Annotated in this window: 10 protein-coding genes; 8 read left to right on the forward strand and 2 right to left on the reverse strand. The window is 58.1% G+C overall.

The genetic code is table 11. The features are described 5' to 3' along the window. Positions 1-61 precede the first annotated feature (61 nt). Both ispG and LKO31_RS09170 read left to right on the forward strand, forming a co-directional pair. On the forward strand, positions 62-1,213 hold the full coding sequence (ispG, locus tag LKO31_RS09165; RefSeq protein ID WP_227690018.1) for a flavodoxin-dependent (E)-4-hydroxy-3-methylbut-2-enyl-diphosphate synthase: 1,152 nt from the start codon (positions 62-64) through the stop codon (positions 1,211-1,213). A 54-nt stretch (positions 1,214-1,267) separates the two neighbouring features. After that, the gene (locus tag LKO31_RS09170; RefSeq protein ID WP_227690020.1) at positions 1,268-1,747 is read left to right on the forward strand and encodes a GNAT family N-acetyltransferase; all 480 of its coding nucleotides are present in this window, start codon (positions 1,268-1,270) and stop codon (positions 1,745-1,747) included. 62 nt (positions 1,748-1,809) lie between these two features. Here the strand turns inward: LKO31_RS09170 and LKO31_RS09175 are convergent, their stop codons facing one another. Then, positions 1,810-4,563 carry a TonB-dependent receptor plug domain-containing protein gene (locus LKO31_RS09175; RefSeq protein ID WP_227690022.1) on the reverse strand — a complete coding sequence of 918 codons (2,754 nt, stop codon included), beginning with the start codon at positions 4,561-4,563 and terminating at the stop codon, positions 1,810-1,812. 284 nt (positions 4,564-4,847) lie between these two features. Here LKO31_RS09175 and guaA point away from each other — a divergent pair, with 284 nt between their 5' ends. The 4 genes from guaA (at position 4,848) to purT (ending at position 9,737) form a co-directional block, all read left to right on the forward strand. Next, on the forward strand, positions 4,848-6,431 hold the full coding sequence (guaA, locus tag LKO31_RS09180) for a glutamine-hydrolyzing GMP synthase (RefSeq protein WP_227690024.1): 1,584 nt from the start codon (positions 4,848-4,850) through the stop codon (positions 6,429-6,431). Positions 6,432-6,508: 77 nt separating this feature from the next. After that, entirely contained in the window at positions 6,509-7,222 is a 714-nt protein-coding gene (locus LKO31_RS09185) for a phosphoribosylaminoimidazolesuccinocarboxamide synthase (protein ID WP_227690025.1), read from the forward strand. Positions 7,223-7,459: 237 nt separating this feature from the next. Then, on the forward strand, positions 7,460-8,419 hold the full coding sequence (locus LKO31_RS09190) for an NAD(P)H-dependent flavin oxidoreductase (protein WP_227690027.1): 960 nt from the start codon (positions 7,460-7,462) through the stop codon (positions 8,417-8,419). Between the two features lie 136 nt (positions 8,420-8,555). Continuing rightward, positions 8,556-9,737 (forward strand): formate-dependent phosphoribosylglycinamide formyltransferase, encoded by a 1,182-nt coding sequence (gene purT / locus LKO31_RS09195; RefSeq protein ID WP_227690029.1) that lies wholly within the window; start codon positions 8,556-8,558, stop codon positions 9,735-9,737. Positions 9,738-9,739: 2 nt separating this feature from the next. Here the strand turns inward: purT and LKO31_RS09200 are convergent, their stop codons facing one another. Further along, positions 9,740-10,357, reverse strand: a complete 618-nt coding sequence (locus LKO31_RS09200; protein ID WP_227690032.1) for a nucleotidyltransferase family protein — start codon at positions 10,355-10,357, stop codon at positions 9,740-9,742. Positions 10,358-10,466: 109 nt separating this feature from the next. Between LKO31_RS09200 and polA the strand changes: the two genes are divergently transcribed. Both polA and LKO31_RS09210 read left to right on the forward strand, forming a co-directional pair. After that, the gene (gene polA / locus LKO31_RS09205) at positions 10,467-13,301 is read left to right on the forward strand and encodes a DNA polymerase I (protein WP_227690034.1); all 2,835 of its coding nucleotides are present in this window, start codon (positions 10,467-10,469) and stop codon (positions 13,299-13,301) included. Continuing rightward, on the forward strand, positions 13,301-13,864 hold the full coding sequence (locus tag LKO31_RS09210; RefSeq protein WP_227690036.1) for a hypothetical protein: 564 nt from the start codon (positions 13,301-13,303) through the stop codon (positions 13,862-13,864). The genes polA and LKO31_RS09210 overlap by 1 nt, the downstream gene beginning before the upstream one ends. Positions 13,865-13,971 lie beyond the last annotated feature (107 nt).

Consider the following 13,971-nt stretch of genomic DNA (forward strand, 5'->3'; position numbering starts at 1 on the left):
GGGGCATTGCTACATAAGGCGGCGACATACCTCCCCTTCTGCATCACCGAGTTGAGCAAATATGAGCGATCACAACCCCAGCCTGCGTCCTTGGCGTGATATTGCGCGGCGCGAATGTCGCCAGATCATGGTTGGCAATGTCCCCGTGGGTGGCGGCGCACCGATCAGCGTGCAAACCATGACGAACACGCTGACCAGCGACGTAAACGCCACCATCAACCAAATCCGCCGATGCGAAGATGCGGGGGCCGATTTGATTCGGGTTTCCTGCCCCGACACCGATTCCACCGCCGCCTTGGGCGCGATTGTGAAGGCATCGAATATCCCAATCATCGCCGATATTCATTTTCACTATAAACGCGCCCTCGAAGCCGCAGACGCAGGTGCCGCCTGTTTGCGCATCAACCCCGGCAATATCGGGTCATCGCAGCGCGTGGCCGAAGTCGTGCGCGCCGCCAAAGCCAATGGCTGTGCCATTCGCATCGGCGTGAATGCAGGCAGCTTGGAATCCGACCTGCTGGAAAAATATGGCGAGCCGTGCCCCGATGCCTTGGTGGAAAGCGCGCTGGACCATATCAAGCTGCTGCAAGACCATGATTTTCATGAATATAAGGTCGCCGTAAAGGCCAGCGACGTGTTCTTGGCTGTCGCTTCTTATATGCAATTGGCGGAAGCGGTGGATTGCCCGCTGCATTTGGGCATCACCGAAGCGGGCGGCTTGATTGGCGGCACAGTGAAATCCGCGCTGGGCATTGGCAATATGCTGTGGGGCGGCGTGGGCGACACCATTCGTGTCAGCCTGTCGGCGGAACCAGAAGAAGAAATTCGTGTTGGCTATGAAATCCTAAAATCGCTTGGCCTACGCACGCGCGGTGTCCGCGTTGTGTCCTGCCCCAGCTGCGCCCGCCAAGGCTTTGACGTCATCCGCACGGTGCAAGCCTTGGAAGACGCGCTGCAACATATCAAAACCCCTATGTCACTGTCGGTGCTGGGATGCGTGGTCAATGGCCCCGGCGAAGCGCGCGAAACCGACATTGGCATTACCGGCGGCGGCAATGGCAAGCATATGGTCTATTTGTCCGGCGTCACCGACCATCATGTGCAGGACGATGATATGATTGCCCATATCGTCAAGCTGGTCGAATCCAAAGCCGCCGAAATTGATGCGGGCACAGCCATCAGCATGGACACCAAACATGGCAAGGCCGCCTGAACGGTGATGCGTCCCATAGGGTGGAAGGGCCATAGGGTGGAAGGGGCTGACCGGATGAGCGTGTCACTGCGCCCCGCCCACCGCGATGATTTGCCGCTGATCGCCAACTTCATTCGCGAATTGGCCGAATATGAAAAGCTGGCCCATGCGGTGCGCTTTTCCGATGCTGATTTGGACCATAACCTGTTCGGCCCACGCCCTTATGCCGAAGTGGTGATCGGTGAAGTGAACGGACAGGCACAAGGCTTTGCCTTGTTCTTCCACAATTTCTCGACCTTTGAAGGCAAAGCGGGAATCCACCTCGAGGATTTATATGTGCGCCCAAGCGCGCGCGGCCATGGTTTGGGTCTCGCGTTGCTGCGCCATTTGGCGACCGTCGCCGAGCAGCGCGATTGCGCAAGGCTGGAATGGAATGTGCTGGATTGGAACAGCCCCGCCATCGGCTTTTACGAAAGCCTTGGCGCGCAAATGATGACGGACTGGTCGGCCATGCGCGTCGATGGTCCCGCCTTGGCGGCGCTGGCGCGGCGCTAGGTCCTCAACCAACAACATTAAAAAGGGCCGCTTGCGACATCGCAAGCGGCCCTTTTTATGCCTTAGAAAGATTTGCGCCAGCTCAGCTCCACATAGCGGCCCAGCGGGTCGATATAGCCGGGCTGATAGTTCAGTGGCACCAGCCCGCTACCATCCGTCACCTTGCGCTGCGCATCAAAAATATTATTGAACGAGAAGCGCATACGGGAATTTTTCAAAAACGGCAGACTCTCCGTCACCTTGGGCATTTGGTTGAATTCCGCAAAGACGCGCAGATTAAAGGTCGCCAAATCATGGAATTTCAAATCCCCATTGGCCCCGCCAACAATCCGGCTGCCGCCATCATATTTGGCCGACAAACGCGTACCGATACCCTTGTAGAAAAAGCCACCGTTCAATTCGACCAAATGACGCGTACTGCCGCCGCCGCTGCCCGTGGCGTCGCCGTTCAGCAAATCCAATTCTGGCACGCCTTGCCCGATATTCACCGTATCGGTCAGCTTGATGGTATGGTTCAAATCGACATTCCAGCGGCCACCGCCGCCGCCGCCGCCCATCATACCACCTGGGCCGCGCGGCCCGCCGCCCATCATGCCCATGCCGCGCCCGCCGCTGCCGCCGCCAGCCATACGCTCAGGTGGCGGACCATCCATCGGCGGCCGGCCATCCATAGGCGGCACCGCATTGCCCTCACCCATCGGACGAGCAGGTGTCGTTCCATCCGCTGCCGCTTCGGGGTTGGGAATGAAACGCAGGCTCAGGCCATCGGGGCAGGTCAAACGTGGACGTTCGCCTTCTGCGCTTGGCGCGCCGCGCTGCGGCGCGACCGATCCGGCTATTTGTCCCTCCACAATGGGGCTGGTCATTTGGTCGGGCGTTACGCAAACCGGACGGCCCCTGCCCATACGCCGTTCGCCAGCTTCGCGCGGCGGCGCAACGCCGTCACCGCGCGTCCGCGCGCCTTCGGCTACGCCGCCCCCTGACGTAGCAGCACCAGCGCCAGCATTCTGCCCACGCCCCGACGTCGCGGCGCTGTTCGCCGCAATCTTGCCCGACATGCTAATGCCCCAGCGCAGCTGCGAGCTTTCGGAGCGTGCAAAATTCACTGGCCGCTGGTCAAAGCTCAGCAACGTGCCATCCGGCGCGCGGGTCACCCGATCAGGGAAAGCGGCCTCAATGGCCTCGGTCAGCAATGGAAAGCTGCTGGGCGTATCGCTGCTGCGCTTGCGATTATATTCGGCGGAAAAACGCATGCCTTCCACAAAGGGAACCTGCCAGTTCATGCCAAATTTCAACTGGCGGCGGGTTTCGGCCAGCAAGTCCGGATTACCGCCCGTAATGCTGGTGATTTCCACCGTTTCGCCCTGCTTCAAATCATAATAGGTCACATTCTCTGTCACCAATTGCGTCGCGCCCAATTGCGACATGGTTGGCGCTGCTTCGTCGACTTGATAGCTGGCGATGAAGGACAAGCGATCGGTCACGCCCCAATTCAGCGAGGAGCCCCAACTGGTCAGCCCCGAAAAATCGCTGGGCTTTTCCGCATTGCCATTCAGGGTCAACGACAAACGGCCAATTTTGCCAATATCATAATCGGGGTCCAATAATGGGATCGTCACCGACCCCAAAATGGACGGCGTATCGCGCGCCAAATCATTGCTACTTATGCCGGTGACATCTTCGGTCCGGCTATCAAAGCGTTGTCCGGCATAGCCTGCGGTCACCGATGCCCTAATGGGTCCGGCCCATCCCTCGACAATCGTGCCGGTGGCATTGGCATTGGCCCCAAATGTCTGCTGGCTGCTATCCACGCGGCTGCGCTGCGCGGCGTCTTGATCGGTCAAGGTGCGGGTGTCATCATCGGCATAATTGCCAGTCAGCGCCCATGTCCACGACCCCAGCATCCCGTTCACCGCCGCCGATGTGGAAAAATTCTGGTTGCGGCTGTTGCGGCGGCGCGCGGACACGCCGTCACCGGCGAGACCCAATAACCCCAGACTGTCTGTTTGTTCAAAGCTGCCGCTTAACGTCAAATCGGTCACACGGTCCAAGTTGCGAACAACCGTTCCCTCAACGACATAAGCATCGCTTTGCGACAATAAGCTGCGCGCTTCCGTGCTGGCCGATATGCCGTTGGTTGGGGTCAGGTCGCGTTCGCTTTCCAGCAACAATCCCTTATGTTCCCAGCCCGCCTTCATATTCAGGCGGCCATTTTCGCGGATGGCAATGAAATTGCCTTCCAATTCCGACTGCAAACGTCCGCCTTGGGTCGGCGTACCGCCCTCTATTTCGCCAGAAAATTGCTTGAAATTCGGCTTCAGAACAAAGTTCACCACGCGCTGGGTGGCGGCATAGCCATATTGCAAGGCCACTTCTTCTGGGAAAATTTCCATCTTCGCAATGGCTTCGGGCGGGATCGAACGGATACCGTTAAATCCGCTGATGCGCCGTCCATTGACCAGCATCACCGGCCGTCCGCTGCCGCCCCCCGAACGGGTTTGCGGTTCCAACGCCTCTAATAATTCTTCGATGCTGGATGCGCCATAGCTGCTGATGTCCGCCTCATCCAATTCGGCCAAGGCGCGCACATCGGTTTTCAACTGCCCTTGCAGGCGGGGGGCTGTGACAACAATGTCGGTATCATAAACCTCATCCTCATCGGACGTTTCACTCTGATTTTGATATTCCGCTTCCGCCGGATTTTCCAATTGTGCTTCCGCATAGGCCTGCGCAGGCACAATCCACAATGCGGCGCCAACCAACAAAGCAGTACGGGTGCTTCGGCCAAAAATAGGATCGGATACAAAAGGGGGCATGACGGGGAAAGCCTTTATTTATCTATATTCTTTCATCGCCATATGACCAAGCTTTGCTGAACAAAGCCTGTCCCATAGTGACGCTATTCACGCCAACTATGGGCTAATTGTCGCAACAATATGTCATTCACCCCCTTATGACACCACAAAGGCCATATCGTTCCTTCCACACCCAATAGCGCCCAGAGCCGAGGCAAAATCAGTCCCCAAACCAGACATAGAAAAGCTGGAAATTCAGCCTTGGGTCACTGGACATTTCGGGCCCCTTTCCTTATCGGCCAGCCATGGCGACTCCAGACAGCACTCAACCACCCGAATCCATCTTGATTGTCGATTTCGGCAGTCAGGTGACCCAGCTTATTGCTCGCCGCGTGCGCGAAGCTGGTGTTTACAGTGAAATCGTTCCTTTCAATGCAGCCGAGGCCGCTGTCGAACGGATGAAACCCAAGGGAATCATCCTGTCCGGCTCCCCCGCCTCTGTGCCTGCCGAAGGCAGCCCGCGCGCACCCCAAGCGGTGTTCGACAGCGGCGTTCCGATTTTGGGCATTTGCTATGGCCAACAGGTGATGACCCACCAATTGGGCGGCGAAGTGCGGCCTGGCCACGAAACCGGCGAAGGCGGCGAATTTGGCCGCGCCTTTTTGACCGTCACCAAGCAATGCAGCTTGTTCGATGGGCTATGGAATGTCGGCGACCGCCACCAAGTGTGGATGAGCCATGGCGACAAGGTCACCAAATTCGCCGACGGTTTTGAAATTGTCGCCACCAGCGATGGCGCACCTTTTGCCATTATCGCCGACGAAGCCCGCCAATATTATGGCGTGCAATTCCACCCCGAAGTGGTCCACACGCTGGACGGTGCCAAGCTGATTGCCAATTTTGTCACCAAAGTGGCGAAATGCTCTGGCGACTGGACGATGGCCGAATTTCGCGCCACCAAAATTGCGGAAATCCGCGCACAAGTAGGCGACCAGCGCGTGCTGTGCGGCCTGTCCGGCGGCGTCGACAGCGCGGTTGCCGCCGTCTTGATTCACGAAGCCATTGGGGAACAACTGACCTGCGTTTTCGTCGATCACGGCTTGCTGCGCATGAACGAGCGCCAACAGGTCGAAACCCTGTTCCGCGACCATTATAATATTCCTTTGGTGGTCGTTGATGCCGAAGCCCGCTTCATGGCAGGGCTGGAAGGCGTGACGGACCCTGAAAAGAAGCGCAAATTCATCGGTGCAGAATTTATCAATGTGTTCGAAGAAGAAGCGAAGAAAATCGGCGGCGCTGATTTCTTGGCCCAAGGCACGCTTTATCCCGACGTGATTGAATCGGTGTCCTTTACGGGCGGCCCCAGTGTCACGATCAAAAGCCACCATAATGTGGGCGGCTTGCCCGAACGCATGAATATGAAGCTGGTCGAACCCTTACGCGAACTCTTCAAGGATGAAGTGCGCTTGCTGGGCAAGGAATTGGGCCTGCCTGACGTGTTCGTTGGCCGCCACCCCTTCCCTGGGCCGGGTCTTGCCATCCGCATTCCGGGCGAAGTGAACAAGGAACGCTGCGACATTCTTCGCAAGGCTGACGCCATTTATCTCGAAGAAATCCGCAATGCGGGCCTGTATGACGAAATCTGGCAAGCCTTTGCCGTGTTGCTGCCCGTGAAAACCGTGGGCGTCATGGGCGACAGCCGCACCTATGACAGCGTGTGCGCCCTGCGCGCCGTGACATCGACAGACGGCATGACAGCGGATATTTATCCCTTTGAGGCGGCCTTTCTGTCGCGTTGCTCAACCCGCATCATCAACGAGGTACAGGGCATCAACCGCGTCGTTTACGACTATACCTCCAAGCCTCCCGGCACCATCGAGTGGGAATAAGGTGACGGACGGAACCTGCAACAAACTTCCGTCCTGCCACCATCCCCGACCTTGAGAAATCACCAGAAAGTCGATCCATGAGCATCAGTGAAAAAATCTATTCCGGCAAGACCAAAGACTTATACGCCCTAGAAAATGGCAATATACGTCTGATCTTCAAGGATGATGTCACGGGTGCTGATGGCGTTATCGATCCCGGTGCCAATAGCGTGATTGGTCAGGTTGCTGGCAAAGGCAATAAGTCGCTGGCGATGACGCAATATTTCTTCAAACTGCTGCATGTCGCCAATGTGCCAACCCATTTGGTGCAGATCAACCTTGAAGACAATGCGATGGAAGTGCGCCGCGCTGAGCCTTTGGGCAAGGATGTCGACGGCAAAGGCGGCTTTGAATTCATTTGCCGCACCCGTCCTTGGGGCAGCTTCGTTCGCCGTTTCCAAAAATATATCCGCGACACCCAAGCATCGCTCAACTATCTGGTGGAAATCACCGCCAAGGACGACGAGCGTGGCGATCCGTTGATGAACGACGACACCATCTTGACCCTTGGCCTGCTCAGCCCAGCCCATCTGACCGAAGCCAAGGACATGACCCGCAATGTCTGCCGCATCGTCGAAGCCAATCTCAAGGAAAAAGGCTTGGTCTTGATCGATATGAAGATCGAAATCGGTCTGGTGGACGATCAGGTCGTGGTTATCGATGAAATTTCTGCCGATGCCATGCGCGTGGCCGATACTGCTGGCAATGTGCTGGAGCATGGCATGGTTTATGAAAAGCTGATTAACGGATAAGCCTTTCTGATCCAAATGACATTCGCGGCAGCATGTCGGGAAAATATATCAAAACACCCCTTTGGCGGACGAAGCCGCCGGAGGGGTGTTTTTTTGTCCCACATCATCAGCGCATATCGCCGCCCCATATCAGCCACTCCAAACAGTCACCATGATATGGACATAAGCGCACAAAGGCCCAATCATAGCAGCCCCAGCCAGCACCCAAGCGGCAAGCGAGATTGACAAGGAACGCCGATGGCCATTCACACGCAATTGACGACTTTGCTGGATATCGATGCCCCGATAATCCTCGCCCCCATGGCTGGCGTGGCGGGCGGAGCCTTGGCAGCGGCGGTGACCCGCGCAGGCGGTTTGGGATTGATTGGTGGCGGCTATGGCGACCCAGCTTGGGTCGAGCGCCAGTGGGAATTGGCCGACGGCGCGGACGTGGGCATTGGTTTTATCAATTGGAAACTGAGCGAAGATGACCGCGCCTTGCGAAGCTGTTTGGAGCGCGGCGTCAAAGCGGTCCTGCTGTCCTTCGGCGATATCACCCCCTTTGCTAGCGCCGTGAAATCCAGCGGCGCAAAGCTGATCGCACAGGTGCAAACATTGGAAGACGCCAAGCGCGCCGCCGATGCGGGCGCAGATGTGATCGTCGCTCAAGGCACAGAGGCAGGCGGCCATAGCGGCCAGCGCGCCACCCTGCCCTTGGTTCCGGCCGTGGTCGATGCAGTAGGCAATATTCCGGTGGTCGCAGCGGGCGGTATTGCCGATGGGCGCGGACTGGCGGCGGCACTGATGCTGGGCGCGGCGGGCGTGATGTGCGGCTCGGCATTTTATCCCTGCGACGAAGCATTAAGCCATGATCATGCGAAAGACAGCGCCATCAGTGGCAAGGGCGACGACACTATTTACAGTGGGTTATTTGATATGGTGCGTGGGTTAAATTGGCCCAGCGAATGGAAAATCCGCACTTTGTCCAATAATTTTTCACGGCGTTGGGCCGATCAAGATCGGGCTTTGGCGGAACATCTGTCTAGCATTGCCGCAGAATATCGTGCGGCAGCCCCAGGCGACATGCAAACGGTTCCGACCATCGTCGGTGAAGCGGCAGATTTGTTAACGCAGCGGCGCAGCGCGGCGGACACCATGGCTGATATTTTGCTCACAGCCCAAGCCTTGCTTGGGCACCCGCCTGCGGCCTTGACGTAACAGCTTTGCAGTTCCGGCCCGCAAGTTCCGCAGCATCCATCACGGCGTTCCCAGCACCGATCACGCACCACATTGAAGATTGCATAGGCCGCGACTAAGGCTGGCATGATCTTCTCTTGAACAAAGGCCCGCTGCCATGACCCCCACTGCGAAAATCCTGTTGCTCGGTTCCGGCGAATTGGGCCGCGAATTTGTGATTTCCGCTAAGCGTTTGGGTTGTCAGCTGATTGCGTGCGACAGCTATGCTGGCGCGCCCGCCATGCAAGTGGCCGACGGGTTTGAAGTATTTTCGATGCTGGACGCCGATGCGCTGAAGGCCGCGATCATCAAGCATCAGCCCGACCATATCGTTCCCGAAGTCGAAGCCATTCGCACCGAAATTTTGGCCGAGGTAGAGGCTGAGGGTTTCCACGTTGTGCCGTCCGCCCGCGCGGCCCAACTGACGATGAATCGCGATGCCATTCGTGATGTGGCGGCGAGCGAACTGGGCCTCACCACCTCGCGTTTCGAATATGCGACCAGCCGCGAAGAATTGGCGGATGCGGCATCGCGCATAGGTTTCCCGCTGGTGGTCAAACCCGTCATGTCGTCGTCGGGCAAAGGCCAAAGCACCGTCAAGGATGCGGACGGCATCGACGCCGCATGGGATTATGCCGCTACTGGGATGCGCGGCGACCGATTGCGCGTGATTGCGGAGGCTTTCATTGATTTTGACTATGAAATCACGCTGCTGACCGTGCGCCACAAAGATGGCATCAGTTTTTGCCCGCCCATCGGCCACCGCCAAGAACGCGGCGATTATCGCGAAAGCTGGCAGCCAACCGCGATGTCCGACGCCGCCATTGCCAACGCGCAAGACATGGCCGCCAAGGTTGTGGATAATTTGGGCGGATATGGCCTGTTCGGCGTCGAGTTTTTCGTCAAGGGCGATCAGGTTATCTTCTCCGAGCTTAGCCCGCGCCCGCATGACACGGGCATGGTGACGCTGATTTCGCAAAGCCTGTCAGAATTTGACCTGCACGCCCGCGCCATTTTGGGCCTGCCCGTCCCCGCCGCCATCGCCGTGCCGCACGCCAGCGCATCCTCGGTGTTATTGGCGGACCGCGACGCCGAAGATTTTACCATCACCGGATTGGCCGAGGCCCTAAGCCCGCCAAACGCCGAAACCCATGTAGACGCCCGCCTATTTGGCAAGCCCATCACGCGCCCCTATCGCCGCATGGGCGTGACACTGGCCCGCGTCGACCATGGCACCACCGATGATGCGCGCCAAATCGCCAATGCAGCGGCGGCAAAACTTGGCATCTTATACCGCTAATTCTACGGCTGATCAGGATCACATATGATCAGCTTGGGCCAGTGATACAGCCAATTTTTGCTGGCCACTCGGGCATCGAACAGGCTGCGCTTATCACCCGTAAAAGACGGCGTGGGGCGCAGCAGCAAAGCCAATAAATCGCCCAAGCCAAAGGGTGCAGTAATATCGAGTTCGGCGTCCGGCGCGCGCATTCCATCGCCGCGCCGGACGGCAATAGCGGTGGCGGTTTCTGGCCAAAATCGCATGGCATCCACCGCGCTGGCATAAGGCGCATCGCCATTGCGGCCATGCATGCGTGCCTGATTTTTCACCGACCAGTGAATATGCGGCTCGCGCAGATGCAAAGCCTGTTCCACGGCGCGGTCGGCGCTGGGGTCGGTACGCAGCGGATCAAAATAAATCACATCCACATCCGTGCTCAGCGGTGTGGGATGCCGCCCATGCAATGCATCCCACACCGCGTTTCGCACAAAGCCCGCCGCAATCCAGCAATCGGGCAGGTTCAAGCCTTGGATTACGCCCAACAGATGCCAACGCAGCGGGTCGGTGCGCAGCAACCTAGCCAGCCACATTCCAAGCTCAGACCCCGCCCATTCCCCTGTCCCATCCCTCACCATCATTCTTCATCCTTTGGCGCATAGTTGGACCAGACAAAGCCCAGACTGGGCAAAGGCAAAATGAACGGAGCCCCACTCGCATGGCTGGCTTCCCCCTGCTACAGCATGGCCCATGTCCACCAAGAATCATCTCTATCTGGTCGATGGGTCCAGCTATATTTTCCGCGCCTATCACCGTCTCCCGCCGCTCACCAACCCGCAAGGTGTGCCTGTTGGCGCGGTATATGGCTACACCACCATGTTGTGGAAGCTGGCAAAAGACCTGAATGACGCCGAAGAACCCACCCATTTGGCGGTGATTCTGGATCATAGTGGTAAAAGCTTCCGCAACGATATTTACCCCGAATATAAAGCCAATCGCCCCGAAGCGCCGGAGGATTTGAAACCGCAATTCCCCCTGATCCGTGACGCGACCCGCGCCTTTTCCTTGCCCTGCATCGAGATGGAAGGTTTTGAGGCGGACGATCTGATCGCGACCTATACCGAATCCGCCGTCGCGGCGGGGTGGGATGTGACCATTGTGTCGTCCGACAAGGATCTGATGCAGTTGATCCGCAAGCCAGATAATGGCCCCTGCGTCGACATGCTGGACACGATGAAGAATATTCATCTTGGCCCTGATGAAGTGATGGAAAAATTTGGCGTCACCCCCGATCTGGTCGGTGATGTTTTGGCGCTGATGGGGGATAGCGTCGATAATGTCCCCGGCGTGCGCGGTGTTGGCCCCAAAACAGCGACCAAGCTGATCGTCGAATATGGCGATTTGGACGGCGTCTTGGCGGGCGCTGAGACGATGAAAAAGTCGAAGCTGCGCGAAAATCTGATCGAACATGCCGAAATGGCGCGCCTGTCGCGAATATTGGTCGACTTAAAGCGCGATATCCCCCTGCCCCAGCCCTTGGACGAACTGACGCTGGGCGATATTCCGCCCGACCCGCTGCGTGATTTTCTCGATCATCATGGTTTTCGTTCACTGGCGGCCAAGGTCAATAATGGCACCACGCCAGCTGGCCCCAAATTGCCCAGCCGCGCTGACAGCGCCGCCGCCATCACGGCGGCGGCCGGCCGCGCTGCGGCGACGCCATCGGCGGGCACGCCTTCCCTGCCCGCCATGCCGCCCATCGACCGCAGCCAATACGAATGCGTCACCACCATCGATGCCCTGCACCGCTGGATCGCGGCGGCGAAGGACAAGCATGTCGTGGCGGTCGATACGGAAACCGCGACGCTGGACAGCGTCACCGGCGAATTGGTGGGCTTCAGCCTTGCCACCGATGTGGGCAAGGCTTGCTATGTCCCGCTGGGGCATGGCGGCACCGATATGTTTGCCGAACGCCCCGTGCAGATTGAAAAATCGGCTGCGCTGGCGGCGTTGGGCGAATTGCTGGCCGACGACAGCGTGCTAAAAGTCGGTCATAATCTGAAATATGACATGAGCGTTTTGGCCCAGCATGGCCTGACCATCACGCCTTATGACGACACTTTGGTCATGAGTTTTGCGCTGGATGCTGGCAAACATGGTCATGGTATGGATGAACTGGCGAAAACCCATCTCGATCATATTTGCCTGTCCTTCAAGGATCTGTGCGGCACGGGCAAATCGCAGATCAGCTTTGCCGAGGTTCCGCTGGACCGCGCCACCGAATATGCAGCCGAGGATGCGGACGTCACGCTGCGCCTGTGGAAACTGGCGAAACTGCGTCTGCCCTTGGAAGGCGGCACGCGTATTTACGAAATGGTGGACCGCCCATTGGTCGCCACCCTTGAGGCGATGGAGCGCACCGGCATTTTGGTGAACCGCGATTATTTGGCGCGCCTGTCCAGCGAATTTGCCACCGAAATGGTGCGCATAGAAAGCGAGATTCACGACCTTGCCGGACAGCCCTTTGCGATAGGCAGTCCCAAACAATTGGGCGAAATTTTGTTCGACAAATTGGGCTATAAGGGCGGACGCAAGGGCAAGTCAGGCACATGGTCCACCGACCAGAGCGAGCTGGAGCGTTTGGAACGGGGAGGCGTACCGATTGCGCGCAAAATCTTGGAATGGCGCCAGCTTGCCAAGCTGAAATCCACCTATACCGATGCGCTGCAAGAACAAATTAACGCCAAAACGGGCCGCGTTCATACCAGCTACAGCCTGTCTGGCGCGCAGACGGGCCGCTTGTCGTCCACCGATCCCAATCTGCAAAACATCCCCATTCGCACCGAAACGGGCCGCCAAATCCGCGATGCCTTTATCGCACCAGCGGGCCGCGTACTGATCGCGGCGGACTATAGCCAGATCGAACTGCGCCTTGCCGCGCATATGGCCGATGTGCCGGAACTGAAGCAAGCCTTTGCCAATGGCGAAGACATTCACGCCGCCACCGCCAAAGAATTGTTCGGCGAAGTCACGCGCGACACGCGCGCCAAGGCCAAAACGGTAAATTTCTCCATCCTCTATGGCATTTCACGCTGGGGCCTTGCGGGCCGATTGGAAATATCGTCGGATGAAGCCCAAGCGTTGATCAGCCGTTATTTTGAACGCTTCCCTGGCATCAATAATTATATCCGTGAAACGCTCGAGGCGGTTCGGGAAAAAAGCTATACGGAAACGCTCTTTGGCCGCAAAACATGGTTCCCGCGCATCAAGGCCGCCAATGCCGCCGAACGTCAGGGGGCCGAACGCGCCGCGATTAACGCCCCCATCCAAGGCACCAGCGCCGACTTGATCAAACGCGCCATGGTGCGGATGCCAGGGGCCTTGGCCGAAGCGGGCTTGGCGGATGTCAAAATGCTGCTTCAGGTCCATGACGAACTGGTGTTCGAAGCCGCCGAAGATCAAGCACAGGCAGCAGGTGCGGTCATTCGCCGCGTGATGGCCGATGCAGCCCAGCCCTTGCTGGCATTAAGCGTTCCGCTGGATGTCGAAATTGGTGTCGGCAAAAGCTGGGGCGAAGCTCACTGATGATGACACTGGCTGTCATATGGGCCGCGTTAACGGCGGCAGCGCTGGTGCCGCCCGATGGCGCTGCGTCGGACCGTGCTGCCCCAGTGGTGGTGAACGGTCCGACGCTGGACCTTCCTGTGCCCATATCACCCACACCGCCGATAGCGCCGCCATCTGTCGCCGACAGTGACGTTCGCGAATTCATTGCCGTCGCCGCCCGCAAGCAAGTGGGCAAGCCCGCCTTTGGCGGCATCGGCCCTGTGGATAAGTTAATGGTCATCGCCCGTGGTCGCGCTGATTTTCCCGAAGTCATCGGCAGCGCCGGTGTCCCCGAACGCCAACAATTGATGCCGCCGCCAGAGGGCAGCGTCGCCTTGGTGCGTTTTCGCCAAAGCCGCGATGCCGTTCGGCCCGGTCCCACCGCCCAAGATTTAGCCTATGTCGCTGCCCATAAACTTCCGCTATTTGTGATTGGGGAATGGACCCGCGCCGCGCCCATGTGGGAAGTCGCATGGACCGGCGCGCATGTCCAATATCGCAGCATAGGCGATGTCGGTGAAATCGGTCCATGGCACGATTGACGCTTGCGCTTTGTCGGAGGCAGCCCTGTTCCGCACCATAGCCCAGCTATTGGGCGTATCGCACATCGCCACCCATTGGCGTGAATTCGGCACATTTCATCCCATCG

This window comes from Sphingopyxis yananensis (genome assembly GCF_020687785.1).
Lineage (GTDB): Bacteria > Pseudomonadota > Alphaproteobacteria > Sphingomonadales > Sphingomonadaceae > Sphingopyxis > Sphingopyxis yananensis.